Source organism: Photorhabdus viridis, assembly GCF_040256935.1.
GTDB classification, from domain to species: Bacteria; Pseudomonadota; Gammaproteobacteria; order Enterobacterales; family Enterobacteriaceae; genus Photorhabdus; species Photorhabdus viridis.
In genome coordinates this window covers 1-16,129 of sequence record NZ_JBEJZY010000048.1, presented here as the reverse complement: position 1 = coordinate 16,129, position 16,129 = coordinate 1, and the positions used below count along the sequence as shown (strand labels likewise).

The window sequence follows — 16,129 nt, the reverse complement described above, 5'->3', positions numbered from 1 at the left end:
AATTTATTTCTTTACCCAAGAAATAAACCCGTAAAAATCCCACTATCACAGACAAACATCACCGCTTATGCAGTGAGTAATAGTGAGTTGAACGACAGGAATACAAAAATGAATCCCAATCAATTAATCCCCGTGAATAAGAGGAACAGGATATGAATTTTCTTTCATACAGGCCATATGACATGGCCTGTTTAATAATTATTAAACAACCACAAAATAGCAAGGAAAATTTCATCTTTTTCCAATTAAAAAATAAATTTGTAACAAAGTGTTACAAACTGTAAGAAAGCATTACAAACTCAGTACAAATGCAATTATCGTCAATCTGATAAATGAGAAAAAGGATAGTGATATTCCCTTTTCTCATAAAATAATTCACGATATATCAAACAATCTCGACTTCATTTATATTCTCTTCAAAACACCCATAGAAAAAATCCGGCATATGTTATATATGCCGGATTATCATACGAATACAGGATCGTTTAGGCTTTTTTAAGCCATTACTGAATTTCCCCGTCACAATCTTCCGTCAACGCTATATTTAAAGCCCGGACTAAAACGACTTTATTCGCATTATTCTCCAACAGACTAAAATGGTTACCCGAAATTGGAATTAACCGCAGTGAAAAATCAGGCATTACCTGCGCCCAACCTAACGACGGATCCCTATCTAAAGACTGTAATTCAGCATCCACAACGTCGGCATTCATAATAACCGGAACAGGTGGAGAAGGTTCCGTTGCATAGAACTGATGCAACGTTATCGCCAATGTTTGCGGCTCATAGTCTCTGACTATTTGCGCATAATTTTCTATCTGTTCCCAACGTTTTGCGATTAAATCAGAACGCAAATTGGCCGGGTATAACGCCAATTTCTGCGCCGCTTCGATAAACTGCGCCAGATTCAATTCATCAATTCGCCGGTACAGTGCCGCAATCTCATCAATATGTTCTTCTCCTGTTTGCCTCGCCAACTCAATAAAAAATTGAAGTTTTGGCGGCGTTATCTGTTGCCTGTAATAATGAGGAATAGGCGTGTCTATCAAACCGAGGAAATCAACCACCTCACCGAAATTCAACAATTGCTGGGCAATGGCATAAGCCAATATGCCACCGGAAGAGTAACCGCATATCCGATATGGGCCTTCCGGTTGAACCGCTTTGATAAAGCTGATCATCCTTGCCGCCTGCTCTTCCATCGTCAACATCGGCTCTTCACTGATGGATGGCCAAGGCAACGCATAAATCGGGTAGCCTGACTGAATCTGCTGAGACAACCCGAAAACATAGGAATAATCACCCAACCCGCTGGGTACAAAGAATAACGGCAGACCTGTTCCGCCAGATCGCACCAATATCACCCTGTTTCGCGGTTGAGATAGCTGATCTGATGTCATTTTTGCAGCCAGTTCAGCCAGCACAGGGAATTGAAATAGATCATTCAATGTGCAGACAAGACCATGATTAGCCGCAAGGTTTATCATCCGCATAGCGAGCAGTGAGTGACCACCCAAGGCGAAGAAATTGTCATACCGGCTGACCCGCTCAATCCCCAGTAATTCACACCAAATAGCCGCCAATACGGTTTCCGTTTCCCCTCGCGGCGCTTCGTAAACCTGCCGGGCAAAAGCTTCATTGCCCGGAGCCGGTAGCGCACGACGATCCAACTTACCGTTCGGGGTCAGCGGGAAGACATCCAGACGCACAAACGCCGCCGGTACCATATAATCCGGTAAAATGGCACTCAGATGAGCACGCAAGCTATTAGTCAGTCCCTCATCCTCTGGCGCCACTACGTAAGCGACCAAACGTTTATCTTGACTATCACCCAGCACCAACACAACAGCCTCTTGCACAGTTGGGTGTTCCACCAACCGGGCCTCAATTTCGCCCGGCTCAATACGGAAACCGCGGATTTTAACTTGCTGATCGTTACGGCCCATAAACTCCAAATTACCGTCCGGCAGGTAACGGGCTAAATCCCCGGTTCGATACATGCGGGCATCAGGTGAATCACTAAACGGATCAACGAGGAAGCGTTCAGCCGTCAATTCAGGACGATTGAAGTAACCACACGCGACACCCGCCCCGCCAATATACAATTCCCCGACCACCCCCAGAGGTACCAGCTGACCATAGACATCCAGCAGATAAACCTGCGTGTTAGCTATCGGTCGGCCAATAGGGATCTGGCTCATCCCCGGTGATAATGTCGTGATACGATAGGTAGTGGTAAAGGTGGTGCCTTCGCTCGGCCCATAACCATTCAATAACTGTTGAGGCGGGCTATCACGCAGAACCTGCGCAATCACATGCGGATCCAGTACATCTCCACCAACAATCAGGATTTTGAGCTGTGAAAGCGCCGGCGACAACTCTGCCGCCAGCCGGTTAAACAACCCGACACTCAACCACATAACCGTGATTCGATAAGCCTGTAATGCCTGAACAAACGCCTGCGGCGTCAACACAGTCGCGTGATCAATCACCACCAGCGTACCGCCATTCAGCAACGGCGCCCAAACTTCAAAGGTGCCGGCATCGAACGCCGGGTTGGCCTCAAAAGCCACCCGATCATCCGGCCCGATTTCAGCGTACCCATTATTAATCACCAACCGAACTACAGCCCGATGCGGCACCATCACCCCTTTTGGCGTACCAGTCGAGCCGGAGGTATACATGATATAAGCCAGCGCGGCGCTGGAGCGGGGTAAATCAGGATTACAGTGATCTTCTTCCCCAATAGTATCCCTCTCATTAGTCAGGCAATACAGGGGAATCGCCAGGTCAACCGGGATATCAGTGAGCAACAATTTGGCTGAACAATCGTTTATCAGCCAATGCAGCCGTTCGTCCGGTATACGGGGATCGATCGGCACATAAACGGCCCCGGCCTTGAGGATAGCCAACTGAGCCACCACCAGTTCAACAGAACGCGCTAACAGTACCGCAACGCGATCGTCCGGCCGGATCCCCTGCCCAATTAACCGGCGAACCAGCCGGTTAGCACGGGCATTCAATTCGGCATAACTGAGAATGTGTTCTCCATACATCAGCGCTATCGCATCAGGTTTTTTTTCTGCCTGTTGTTCAAACAACCTATGAATACAACACTGGTCAGGATACAGCGCTTGGGCCGCATTCCAAGTTTCCAGCAACAGACGCTTCTCTGCTTCCGGTAAAATATTCAACAACCGTACCGGTGTCTCCGGCCGCTGTTCAAGCGCTTCTGCCAGACTTTCCAGCGCCTGTTGCATATAACCACATACCCTTTCCGGATCAATCGGTTGAACGATTTGTGCAGTCAGCCCCAGTGCATTACCAAAATCCTCCACCGACAAGACAAACGGATAGTTCGTGCGCTCTTGCCCACCCTGGAATTCAACGCTGCTGATGATCTCATCTGTGGTAACCACCGGCGCATTATGCCGATAGTTTAACAAGGCGCTAAAGAGCGGAATTTCATTTTGCACCCCACTGCAACGTTGAACCAACGCCAGTGAAGCGTGCTCATGTTCCAGTAATCCCGCCAACCGGGTATGTGCTGCCCGTACACTCTCCTGCACCGGAGTAGCATTCATATCCAGTCGTAACGGCAAGGTATTGATAAACAGCCCCATGCCGCTGTCAGCCCCTTCCCCTGCCTGCATCCGCCCAAACAGCACGGTACCGAATACCACGTTCTCCTGTCCGCTGGTACGCGACAATACCTGCGCCCAAGCCAGATGACATAACGCCGCCAGACTGACATCCAGACGCCGGGCCTGACTGCGCAGGCGGTCATTCAACATAGCGGGCAACATTCGGTGCGATTGAGTTACCTGCGAACCATCCCGATGGACTTCCGTCAACCCGAACGGCAGCGTCGGTTCATCCACTTCGGCCAACATGTCGGTAAAGAAGCGGATATGCTCGTCCTGCCCCATTCCCAGCCGGGCCTGAGCCACCAGATTGCGGAAAGGAACCGGCACAGGCAGACTATTCTCCTGCCCGGCAAGGTACGCCTGAACTTCCCGGTTCATCACCTCCATTGCAGTATGGTCGCCGATCAAATGGTGCTGCAATTGCAATACAATCCAGCGACCAGCCGTTTCCTGTGCAATAACAAAACGTAACAAAGGCGCCTGCCCCAGATCGAGACGATGCTGACGGGGATCAAAATGTTGAGACAGTTGTTGATAAACTGGTCCATCAGCAGGATCCAACGTCAGTTCAGTCACTGATAACGGCGCCTGACGCCAGACTACCTGAGCCGGCACTGACAACCCTTGCCAAACAAAGGCGGTACGCAGGATATCGTGGCGATCAACGACCTGTTGCACCGCCGCCAGATAACGATCCAGCAACGATCGATCAGCAAAGACCACAGGATAAGCCAACAAATACGGATCGCCCTTGTTCGCCAGTAAATGGTGGAACAGGATCCCGTCCTGCAACGGTGACAGAGCATAGATATCCTGAATATTGGTAATCCCGCCCGGTACGTGTTCAACGATATGGTCAATTTCAGGCTGAGTCAGATCAATCAGCGGCAACATTTCAGGCGTCAGTGCCGTAGTCGCCGGGGTGATGGTATTAACCGGCGCCACCACTGCCTGTGACTGTCCTGCTGTTTGGGCAAATTCAGACAACATCGGGAATTGGAACAGATCACGCACCGCCAGTGTTAATCCTGCGTTACGCAGGCGGTCAATCATCCGCACCGCCAGCAATGAATGGCCGCCCAACGCAAAGAAGCTATCGTACCGACTGACCTGCTCAATCCCCAATAACTCGCTCCAGATAGCGGCCAGCAAGGTTTCTGTCTCCCCTTGCGGTGCGTCATAAACCTGACGGGCAAACGCTTCCTCACCCGGCGCCGGCAGCGCCCGGCGATCCAGTTTGCCATTCGGCGTCAGCGGGAAGGCATCCAGACACACAAACGCCGCCGGCACCATATAATCCGGCAAAATGGCGCTCAAGTGAGTACGCAGACGGTTAACCAACTCTTCATCCGTTTCTGCCGCCACATAAGCCACCAACCGTTTATCCTGACCGTCACCCAGCACCAGCACAACGGCTTCACTCACCGCCGGATGTTCCACCAGCCGGGCTTCGATTTCCCCCGGTTCAATGCGGAAACCACGGATTTTCACCTGTTGGTCATTACGGCCTAAGAAATCCAGATTGCCGTCCGCAAGGTAGCGGGCCAAATCTCCGGTTCGATACATGCGGGCACCCGGTTCATTGCTAAACGGATCCGGTAGAAAACGTTCCGTGGTCAGTTCAGGACGATTGAGATAACCACAGGCGACCCCATCTCCACCGATATAAATCTCACCTGTCACCCCCAACGGTACCAGCTGACCATAGATATCCAGCAGATAAACCCGCGTATTGGCTATCGGTTGACCAATCGGGATCCAGGTCACTCCCGGTGATAACTCTGCGATACGATAGGTAGTAGTAAAGGTGGTTCCTTCACTCGGTCCGTAAGCCTGCAATAATTGTTGTGGCGGATGATTATCCAGAACTTGGGCAATCACATGCACATCGGGGATATCTCCCCCGAAAATCAGGATCTTAATCTGCGGAAGAACCGGAGATAATTCTGCCGCCAGCCGGTTAAACAACCCGATAGTCAGCCACAGCACCGTGACGCGATGCACGCGTAAAACCTGCACTAACTTGTGTGGCGTCAGCAACGTGTCATGATCGATAACCACCAGCGCACCGCCGTTAAGCAACGGCGCCCAGACTTCGAACGTGCCGGCATCGAAAGCCGGATTAGCGGTAAAGGCAACCCGATCATCCGGCCCGATTTCGGCGTACCCATTATTGATGACCAGCCGAACCACCGCACGATGCGGCACCATCACCCCTTTTGGCGTGCCGGTCGAGCCGGAGGTGTACATGATATAGGCCAGCGCAGTACTGGAGCGGGGTAAGCCAATATTGTGATGATCTTCTTCCCCGATAGCGTCCATTTTATCGGCCAGACAAAACAGGGGAATCGCCAGATCAACCGGGCTATCTGTCAGCAACAATTTGGCTGAACAATCGTTTATCAGCCAGTTTTTCCGTTCGTCCGGCACACGGGGATCGATCGGCACATAAACAGCCCCGGCCTTGAGGATAGCCAACTGAGCCACCACCAGTTCAACAGAGCGTTCCAGCAACACCGCAACCCGATCATCCGATTGGATCCCCTGCCCGATTAACCGGCGGGCCAGCCAGTTAGCGCGGGCATTTAATTCGGCATAGCTGAGAATGCGTTCTTCATATACTAATGCTATCGCGTCAGGGGTTTGCTCTACCTGTTGCTCAAACAGCCGGTGAATACATGACTGGTCAGGATACGGCGCTTGGGTTGCATTCCAGGTTTCCAGCAACAACTGGCGCTCCGCCACGGTCAAGATATCAATTTTCCCAACCAGCTGTTGCGGGTTAGCCGCCATCTCCCTCAGTACGGTATGGAGATATGCCACATGCCGCTCAATCGTGGGTTGATCAAACAGGGCGGTAGCATAATGCAGATAGCCGGCAATCCGGCCATCCACCTCAGACAGACTTAGTTCAAGATCAAACTTAGCGATATCAATGCGTTGATCCGCAGGTGAAACAGACAATCCCGGCAAGCCCCATTCCGTGCTCTCATTGTTCTGCCAGGCAAACATCACCTGAAACAACGGGGTATGCGCCAATTGACGCGGCGGTTGTACGATTTCCACCACCTGTTCAAACGGCAGATCCTGATGCTCCTGCGCCGCCAGCGCAGTTTGCCGTGTACGCGCAAGCAATTCGGTCGTATTCGGCGCACCGGATAAATCCATCCGCAAGGCCAGCGTATTGACAAAGAAACCGATCAAGGATTCCACTTCCTGCCGACTGCGGCCCGCGCTCGGTGTACCGATAACCAGATCCTCCTGACCTGACAGACGCGACAGAAGCGTCGCCCAAGCTGCCAACAATGTCATAAATAACGTGACACCCTGCTGCTCACTCAAGCGCTTTAGGGATTGAGTTAACTCCGCATCCAGACTGACAGGCAAGAGAGCCCCGGCAAATGACTGTTCAAGCGGACGTGGCCGGTCAGTGGGTAAATCCAGCAGAACCGGCGTATCAGCCAGCTTGGTGCGCCAATAGTCAGATTGGGACTGTATGCGTTCCGCCGACAGCCACTGACGTTGCCAGGCGGCGTAATCAGGATATTGAATCGTTAACGGCGGCAACGGATCCGGCCGCCCTGCCCGGAAAGCGGTGTAAAGGGTGCTCAATTCACGCATCAATACGCTGACAGACCAGCCATCGAAAACAATATGATGCTGGGTCAGCAGGAAAACGTGTTCATCATTAGCCAGTTGCACCAGCGCGGAACGAATTAACGGACCACGGGCAAGATCAAACGGGGCCTCAACTTCCTGAGCAGAGAGAAACGCAAGCTGGACATCCACATCAGGCGCGTCACGCAGATCATATTTTTTCATCGGCAGGCCCCATTCCGCCGGTAACAACTCCACCTGCGGCTGGCCGTCAACAGCAACAAAGACCGAGCGTAATGCTTCATGGCGAGCAAACAGCGCATCAAGCGCCTGCTGCCAAGCACTCATATTAAGCTGACCACGTAAACGTAATGCCATCGGGATATGATAAGTCTCACTCACCCCGTCAAACTGAGTCAGAAACCACAGACGCTGTTGAGCAAATGACAACGGCAATTTACCCTCACGGGATAACGGCATGATGGCCGGTAATCTGCTGCTCTGTTCATCAAACCGGGCACTTATTGCCTCAGCAAAAGTGGTCAAAGCAGGGAATTTGAACAGCGTGGACAGCGGTAATTCAATCCCCAAAGCCGCTATCCGATTTATCATCCGCACCGCCAACAACGAATGGCCGCCCAAAGCGAAAAAGTTGTCATACCGGCTAATCCGCTCAACATTGAGTAATTCACGCCAGATAGCGGCCAGAGTGGTTTCGATTTCCCCTTGCGGCGCGTCATAAACCTGACGCGCAAACGCTTCCTCCCCCGGCACCGGTAACGCCCGGCGATCCAGTTTGCCATTCGGGGTCAATGGGAAAGCATCCAGACGCACAAACGCCGCCGGCACCATATAATCCGGTAAAATGGCGCTCAGGTGAGTACGCAGACAATTAACCAACTCTTCATCTGCTTCTGCTACCACATAAGCCGCCAGACGTTTATCCTGACCGTCACCCAGCGCCAGCACAACCGCCTCACGCACCGCAGGATATTCTGTCAACCGGGCTTCGATTTCACCCGGCTCAATCCGGAATCCACGGATTTTAACCTGCTGGTCATTACGGCCAACAAACACCAGATTGCCATCCGGCAAATAACGGGCCAAATCCCCGGAGCGATACATCCGGGCATCAACGTCATCACTAAACGGATCCGTCAGGAAACGTTCGGCAGTCAGGTCAGGGCGATTGAGATAGCCCCGCGTTACACCAGCGCCACCAATATACAGCTCCCCCACCGCCCCCAATGGCACTGGCTGACCGTAGGCATCCAGCAGATAGATCCGGGTATTCGCCGTCGGACGCCCAATAGGCGCCAACGCATCGGTATAGTTTGACGGACAACGCCAGTGAGTGGTGCACACGGTAATTTCTGTCGGGCCATAGGCATTGAACAGCGTGGCCTCACGGCTCAATGTCTGGAGCAGCGCCGGGCTGGGCGCTTCACCGCCCAGTATCACGGTCGGCTTTATCGTCAGCGCCGGTAAATCCGCCCCATCCCGCAGCAGGGCCGGAGTCAAACAAGCGTGCGTCACTGCCTGTTCCTCCAGATAATGCCAGAGACGGTGCGGATCCTGACGAACCGGGTCGGCTGGAATAGCCAGACTGGCTCCTCCGGTCAGCGCCATCATGGTTTCCCAGACACTGGCATCGAAGCCAAATGAAGCAAACTGCAACACCCGGTTACTGCAATGAATCCCAAACTGGACAATTTTATCCCGAATAAGATTGACCAACCCACGATGTTCAACCATCACCCCTTTGGGCGCGCCGGTAGAACCGGAGGTGTAAATCACATAAGCCAGATGACGGGAAGTCAACACCGGTACCTGCGGGTTGTTGTCCGGTTGATCAGGCAAGGTATTCGGATTAAGCAGAGTCAGCCCGGCCAGCGCCTCCTCGCCCAACGCGACCCTTCCGGTCTCATCAGCCAATATGATTGAGGGAGCTGCATCATTCAGGATATGCGCCAGACGTTCCCCCGGATACGCCGGGTCCAGCGGCACATAGGCGCCACCGGCTTTCAGCACCGCCAATAACCCTACCACCCGCGCCGGTGAGCTTGCCATGCAGACGGCCACCCGTTGATCCGGCGCGATTCCCAGTGCAATCAGTTGATGAGCCAGCCGGTTGGCATCGGCATTTAATGCGGCATAGCTCAGGGTCTGTCCTTCATACACCAACGCGGTGGCGTCAGGCGTTTTCTCTACCTGTTGTTCAATCAACTGATGAATGCATAACTGCTCAGGATACGGTGTTTCAGTCGCGTTCCAAGTTGCCAACAACAACTCATGCTCATTCTCAGGCAGAATTTCCAACATCCGTACCGGCATTTCCGGAACCAGCTCAAGTGCTTCCGCCAGACTTTCCAGCGCCTGTTGCATATAACCACACACCCGCTCCGAATCGAATAGCTGGACAATTTGGGCCGTCAGCCCCAGCGCATCACCGAAATCCTCCACCGACAGAGCAAATGGGTAGTTGGTCCGCTCCTGCGCGCCAAGAAATTCAACCCCAGTCATGATTTCATTCGAAGCCGCCGATAACGTACTGTGCCGGTAGTTCAACAAGGCGCTAAAGAGCGGAGCTTCACTTTGTACCCCACTGCAACGTTGAGCCAGCGCCAGTGAGGCGTGTTCATGTTCCAGTAATTCGGCTAACCGGGCATGTGCCGCTCGTACACTGTCCTGCACCGGGGTATCATCTATATCCAGTCGCAGCGGCAAGGTGTTGATAAACAGCCCCATGCCGCGATCAGCCCCTTCCCCAGCCTGCATACGACCAAACAATACGGTGCCGAATACCACTTTTTCCTGTCCGCTGGTACGCGACAATACCTGCGCCCAGGCCAGATGACACAGCGCCGCCAGACTGACGCCCAGACGCCGGGCCTGACTCCGCAGACGGCTATTCAGCACAGCCGGCAACATCCGATGCGATGGGGTCACCTGCGAACCCTCCCGATATACCTCCTTCAACCCAAACGGCAGCGTCGGTTCATCCACCTCCGCCAACATATTGGTAAAGAAACGGGTATGTTCTGCCTGACTCACCCCCAACCGGGCCTGCGCCACCAGATTGCGGAAAGGCGCTGGCGCCGGCAGGCTATTTTCCTGTCCGGCAAGGTACGCCAGAACCTCACGGTTCATCACCTCCATGGTGGTATGGTCGCCAATCAAATGATGCTGCAATTGCAGTACAATCCAGCGACCATCGGTTTCCTGAGCAATAACAAAATGTAACAGGGGCGCCTGCCCCAGATCGAGACGATGCTGACGGGGATTAAAACGTTGAACTAGTTGTTCATAAACCGGTCCATCAGCGGGATCTAACATCAGTTCGATAACGGATAACAGAGCCTGACGCCTGACCACCTGCACCGGCGCAGATAATCCTTGCCAGACAAAAGCCGTACGCAAAATATCGTGGCGATCAACCACCTGCTGCACCGCCGTCAGATAACGATCCAGCAACGATCGATCAGCAAAGGCCATCTGGCTGACCAATAGATACGGGTCGCCTTCGTTAGCCAATAAGTGGTGGAACAGAATACCGTCCTGCAACGGCGACAGGGCATAGATATCCTGAATATTCGCTATCCCGCCCAGCACGTGTTCAACAATATGGTCAATTTCAGGCTGAGTCAGATCAATCAACGGCAACATCTCAGGTGTCAGTGTCATCGTCGCCGGGGTGATGACATTAGCCGGCGCCACCACCGCCTGTGACTGCCCTGCTGTTTGAGCAAATGCGGACAGCACCGGGGATTGGAACAGGTCGCGCACCACCAGCGTTAATCTCTCATGACGCAAACGTTCAACCATCCGTACCGCCAGCAATGAATGCCCGCCCAACGCAAAGAAACTGTCGTGCCGACTGACCTGTTCAATGCCTAACAACTCGCCCCAGATAGCAGCTAGTGTGATTTCCGTCTCCCCCTGCGGCGCTTCATAAATCTGACGGACAAAAGCGTCTTCACCCGGCGCCGGCAGCGCCCGGCGATCCAGTTTGCCGTTTGGCGTCAACGGGAAGGTATCCAGACGCACAAACGCCGCCGGCACCATATAATCCGGCAGAAGCGCACTCAGGTGAGTACGCAACCGGTTAACTAACGCTTCATCCGTGGCTGCCGCCACATAAGCCACCAACCGTTTATCCTGCCCTTCTCCTAAGGCCAGGACCAGCGCTTCAGTCACTGCGGGGTATTCCATCAACCGGGCTTCAATTTCCCCCGGCTCAATCCGGAAACCGCGGATTTTCACCTGCTGGTCATTACGGCCCAGGAATACCAGATGACCATCCGGCAAGTAACGGGCTAAGTCCCCGGTGCGGTACAGGCGGGCATCCGGTTCACCACTAAATGGATCTGGCAGAAAACGTTCCGCCGTCAAATCAGGGCGATTGAGATAACCTCGCGCTACCCCCATGCCGCCGATATACAGCTCACCCACCGCCCCTAACGGCACTGGCTGGCCGTCAGTACTTAACAGATAAACCCGTGTGTTAGCCGTTGGACGTCCGATCGCAATGACGCCATCCGTGTAGTCTGACGGGCAACACCAGGTCGCGGCACACACCGTGATTTCTGTCGGACCATACGCATTGAATACCGTTGCCCGCTGACTCAGTGCCCGAAGCAGCGCTGCGCTGGGGACCTCACCACCGAGTATCAACGTCGGCTTTATCGTCATCACCGGTAAATCGATCCCCTCCCGGAGCAGGGCAGGCGTCAGACAGGCATGCGTTATCGCCTGCTCTTCCAGATAACGCCAGAGATAGCTCGGATCCTGACGAACTGTGTCGGCCGGAATAGCCAGAGTGGCGCCACTGCACAGCGCCATCATGATCTCCCAAACACCCGCATCAAAACCAAATGAAGCGAACTGCAACATCCGGCTATCAGAATGAATATCAAACTGAGCGATTTTTTCCTGAATAAGGTTAACCAGACCACGGTGTTCAACCATCACCCCTTTCGGCGTGCCAGTCGAGCCGGAGGTGTAAATCACATACGCCAGATGTCGTGGGGTTAATGCCGGCAACTGCGGATCGCTATCCGACTGGTTAGTCAATACATTCGGATCCAGTACCGTCAGCCCGGCCAGCGCCTTTTTGCCTAACGCGGCACATCCGACGTTATCCGCCAGCAAAATAGCCGGAGCAGCATCGGCCAAAATATAGATCAGGCGTTCACCCGGATAGGCCGGATCCAGCGGCACATAGGCACCACCCGCTTTCAAGACTGCCAGCAACCCCACTATCCGCGCAAGTGAACTCGCTACACAAATGGCCACCCGCTGATCCGGTTTAACGCCCAGTGCAATGAGTTGATACGCCAGTCGATTAGCGCAGGCATTCAGTTCTGTATAACTGAGGGCTTGACCCAGATGCACCAGCGCCGTCGTATCTGGGTTTTTCTCTGCCTGTTGCTCAAACAGTTGATGAATGCATAACTGCTCAAAATACAGTGTTTCAGTCGCGTTCCAGGTTTCCAGCAATAACCTGCGCTCCGCCACTGTCAGGATATCAATTTTCCCAACCGGCTGTTGCGGGTTAACCGCCATCTCCCGCAGTACGGTATGGAGATATGCCATATGCCGCTCAATCGTGGCTTGATCAAATAGGGCGGTTGCATAATTCAGATAACCAATAATCCGGCCCTCTACCTCAGACAAATTCAGCTCAAGATCGAACTTAACCACATCAAAAGCTTGTTCGACAGGTGAAACAGCCAGCCCCGGCAGCCGCCATTCCGTGCTCTCATTGTTCTGCCAGGCAAACATCACCTGAAACAGCGGGGTATGCGCCAATTGACGCGGCGGTTGCACGATTTCCACCACCTGTTCAAACGGCAGATCCTGATGCTCTTGCGCCGCCAGCGCGGTTTGCCGCACACGCGCAAGCAATTCAGTCACACTCGGCGCACCGGATAAGTCCATACGTAACGCTAGCGTGTTGACAAAAAAGCCGATCAGGGATTCCACTTCCTGACGGCCACGACCTGCACTCGGCGTACCAATAACCAGATCTTCCTGACCTGACAAACGCGATAAAACCGTCGCCCAAGCCGCCAATAGCGTCATAAATAACGTGACGCCCTGCTGCTCACTTAAACGTTTAAGGGACTGGGTTAATTCCACATCCAGACTGACGGGCCAGATATTCCCGGCAAATAACTGCTGAGGCGGACGTGGCCGGTCAGTAGGCAAATCCAGTAATACCGGTGCGTCAACCAGCCTCATACGCCAATAGTCGGATTGAGACTGTACACGCTCCGCCGACAACCATTGACGTTGCCAGGCGGCGTAATCAGGATATTGAATCACCAACGGAAGCAATGGATCCGGCTGCTGGTTCAAGCAAGCGGCATAAAGCGCCTCCAGTTCTGATTTCAGTATCCCTAAAGACCAGCCATCGGAAACAATATGATGCTGAGTCAGTAAGAAAACGTGATCATCATCCGCCAGTTGGATCAGACTGGAACGAATTAAGGGGCCACGGGCAAGATCAAACGGGGCCTCAACTTCCTGAGCAGAGAGAAACGCAAGCTGGACATCCACATCAGGCGCGTCACGCAGATCATATTTTTTCATCGGCAGGCCCGATTCCGCCGGTAACAATTCCACCTGCGGCTGACCATCGACAGCAACAAAAACCGAGCGCAACGCTTCATGGCGGGCAAACAGCGTATTCAGTGCCTGCTGCCAGGCCACAATATCCAGCTGACCATGTAAACGCAGGGACAACGGAATATGATAGGTATCACTCACCCCGTCAAACTGAGCCAGGAACCACAGACGCTGTTGAGCGAATGACAACGGCAATTGGCCCTCGCGGGATAGCGGAACGATAGCGGGCAATATCCTGCCCGACTGATCAAACCGGGCACTTATTGCCTCAGCAAGAGTGGTCAAAGAAGGAAATTTGAACAGCGTGGACAGCGGTAATTCAATCCCCAAAGCCGCTATCCGGTTTATCATCCGCACCGCCAACAACGAATAGCCGCCCAAAGCGAAAAAGTTGTCATAGCGGCTAATCCGCTCAACGCCCAGTAATTCACGCCAGATAGCGGCCAGAGTGGTTTCGGTTTCCCCTTGCGGCGCGTCATAAACCTGACGCGCAAACGCTTCCTCCCCCGGCGCCGGTAACGCCTGGCGATCCAGTTTGCCGTTCGGGGTCAATGGGAAAGCATCCAGACGCACAAACGCCGCCGGCACCATATAATCCGGTAAAATGGCGCTCAGGTGAGTACGCAGACAATTAACCAACTCTTCATCTGCTTCTGCTACCACATAAGCCACCAGACGTTTATCCTGACCGTCACCCAACGCCAGCACAACCGCCTCACGCACCGCAGAGTGTTCTGTCAACCGGGCTTCGATTTCTCCCGGTTCAATCCGGAATCCACGGATTTTAACCTGCTGGTCATTACGGCCAACAAACACCAGATTGCCATCCGGCAAATAACGGGCCAAATCCCCGGTGCGATACATCCGGGCATCAACGTCATCACTAAACGGATCCGTCAGGAAACGCTCGGCAGTCAGGTCAGGGCGATTGAGATAGCCCCGCGTTACACCGGCGCCACCAATATGCAACTCCCCCACCGCCCCCAATGGCACTGGCTGCCCGTGGTCATCCAGCAGATAAATCCGGGTATTCGCCGTCGGACGCCCAATAGGCGCCAACGCATCGGTATAGTTTGACGGACAACGCCAGTGAGTGGCGCACACGGTAATTTCTGTCGGGCCATAGGCATTGAACAGCGTGGCCTCACGGCTCAATGTCTGGAGCAGCGCCGGGCTGGGCGCTTCACCGCCCAGTATCACGGTCGGCTTTATCGTCAGCGCCGGTAAATCCGCCCCATCCCGCAGCAGGGCCGGAGTCAAACAAGCGTGCGTCACTGCCTGTTCCTCCAGATAATGCCAGAGACGGTGCGGATCCTGACGAACCGGGTCGGCTGGAATAGCCAGACTGGCTCCTCCGGTCAGTGCCATCATGGTTTCCCAGACACTGGCATCGAAGCCAAATGAAGCGAACTGCAACATCCGGTTACCAGAATGAATCCCAAACTGGACAATTTTATCCCGAATAAGATTGACCAACCCACGATGTTCAACCATCACCCCTTTGGGCGCGCCGGTAGAGCCGGAGGTGTAAATCACATAGGCCAGATGACGGGAAGTCAGCGCCGATACCTGCGGGTTGTTGTCCGGTTGATCGGGCAAGGTATTCGGATCAAGCAGAGTCAGCCCGGCCAGCGCTTCCTCGCCCAACGCGACCCTTCCGGTCTCATCAGCCAATATGATTGAGGGAGCCGCATCATTCAGGATATGCGCCAGACGTTCCCCCGGATACGCCGGGTCCAGCGGCACATAGGCGCCACCGGCTTTCAGCACCGCCAATAACCCTACTACCCGCGCCGGTGAGCTTGCCATGCAGACGGCCACCCGCTGATCCGGCGCGATTCCCAGTGCAATCAGTTGATGGGCCAGCCGGTTAGCATCGGCATTCAATTCGGCATAGCTCAGGGTCTGTCCTTCATACACCAACGCGGTGGCGTCAGGCGTTTTCTCTACCTGTTGTTCAATCAACTGATGAATGCATAACTGCTCAGGATACGGTGTTTCAGTCGCGTTCCAGGTTTCCAGCAATAACGCGCGTTCCGTTTCAGGCAAAATATTCAGTGCCCGTACCGGCGTTTCCGGCGCCCGCTCCAGCGCTTCTGCCAGACTTGCCAGCGCCTGTTGCATATAACCGCATACCCGATCCGGCTCAAACGGCTGTACTACCTGCGCAGTCAGCCCCAGAGTAGAACCTCCGTCCTCTACCGACAGCACAAACGGATAGTTGGTCCGCTCCTGTTCACCCAGAAATTCGATAC

1 protein-coding gene is annotated in these 16,129 nt (G+C 53.8%); it reads right to left on the bottom strand.

Annotation, left to right across the window (positions count from 1 at the left end; all coding sequences use genetic code 11):
- Positions 1-503: 503 nt before the first annotated feature.
- Entirely contained in the window at positions 504-16,085 is a 15,582-nt protein-coding gene (locus tag ABR397_RS18300; protein WP_350306988.1) for an amino acid adenylation domain-containing protein, read from the bottom strand.
- Positions 16,086-16,129 lie beyond the last annotated feature (44 nt).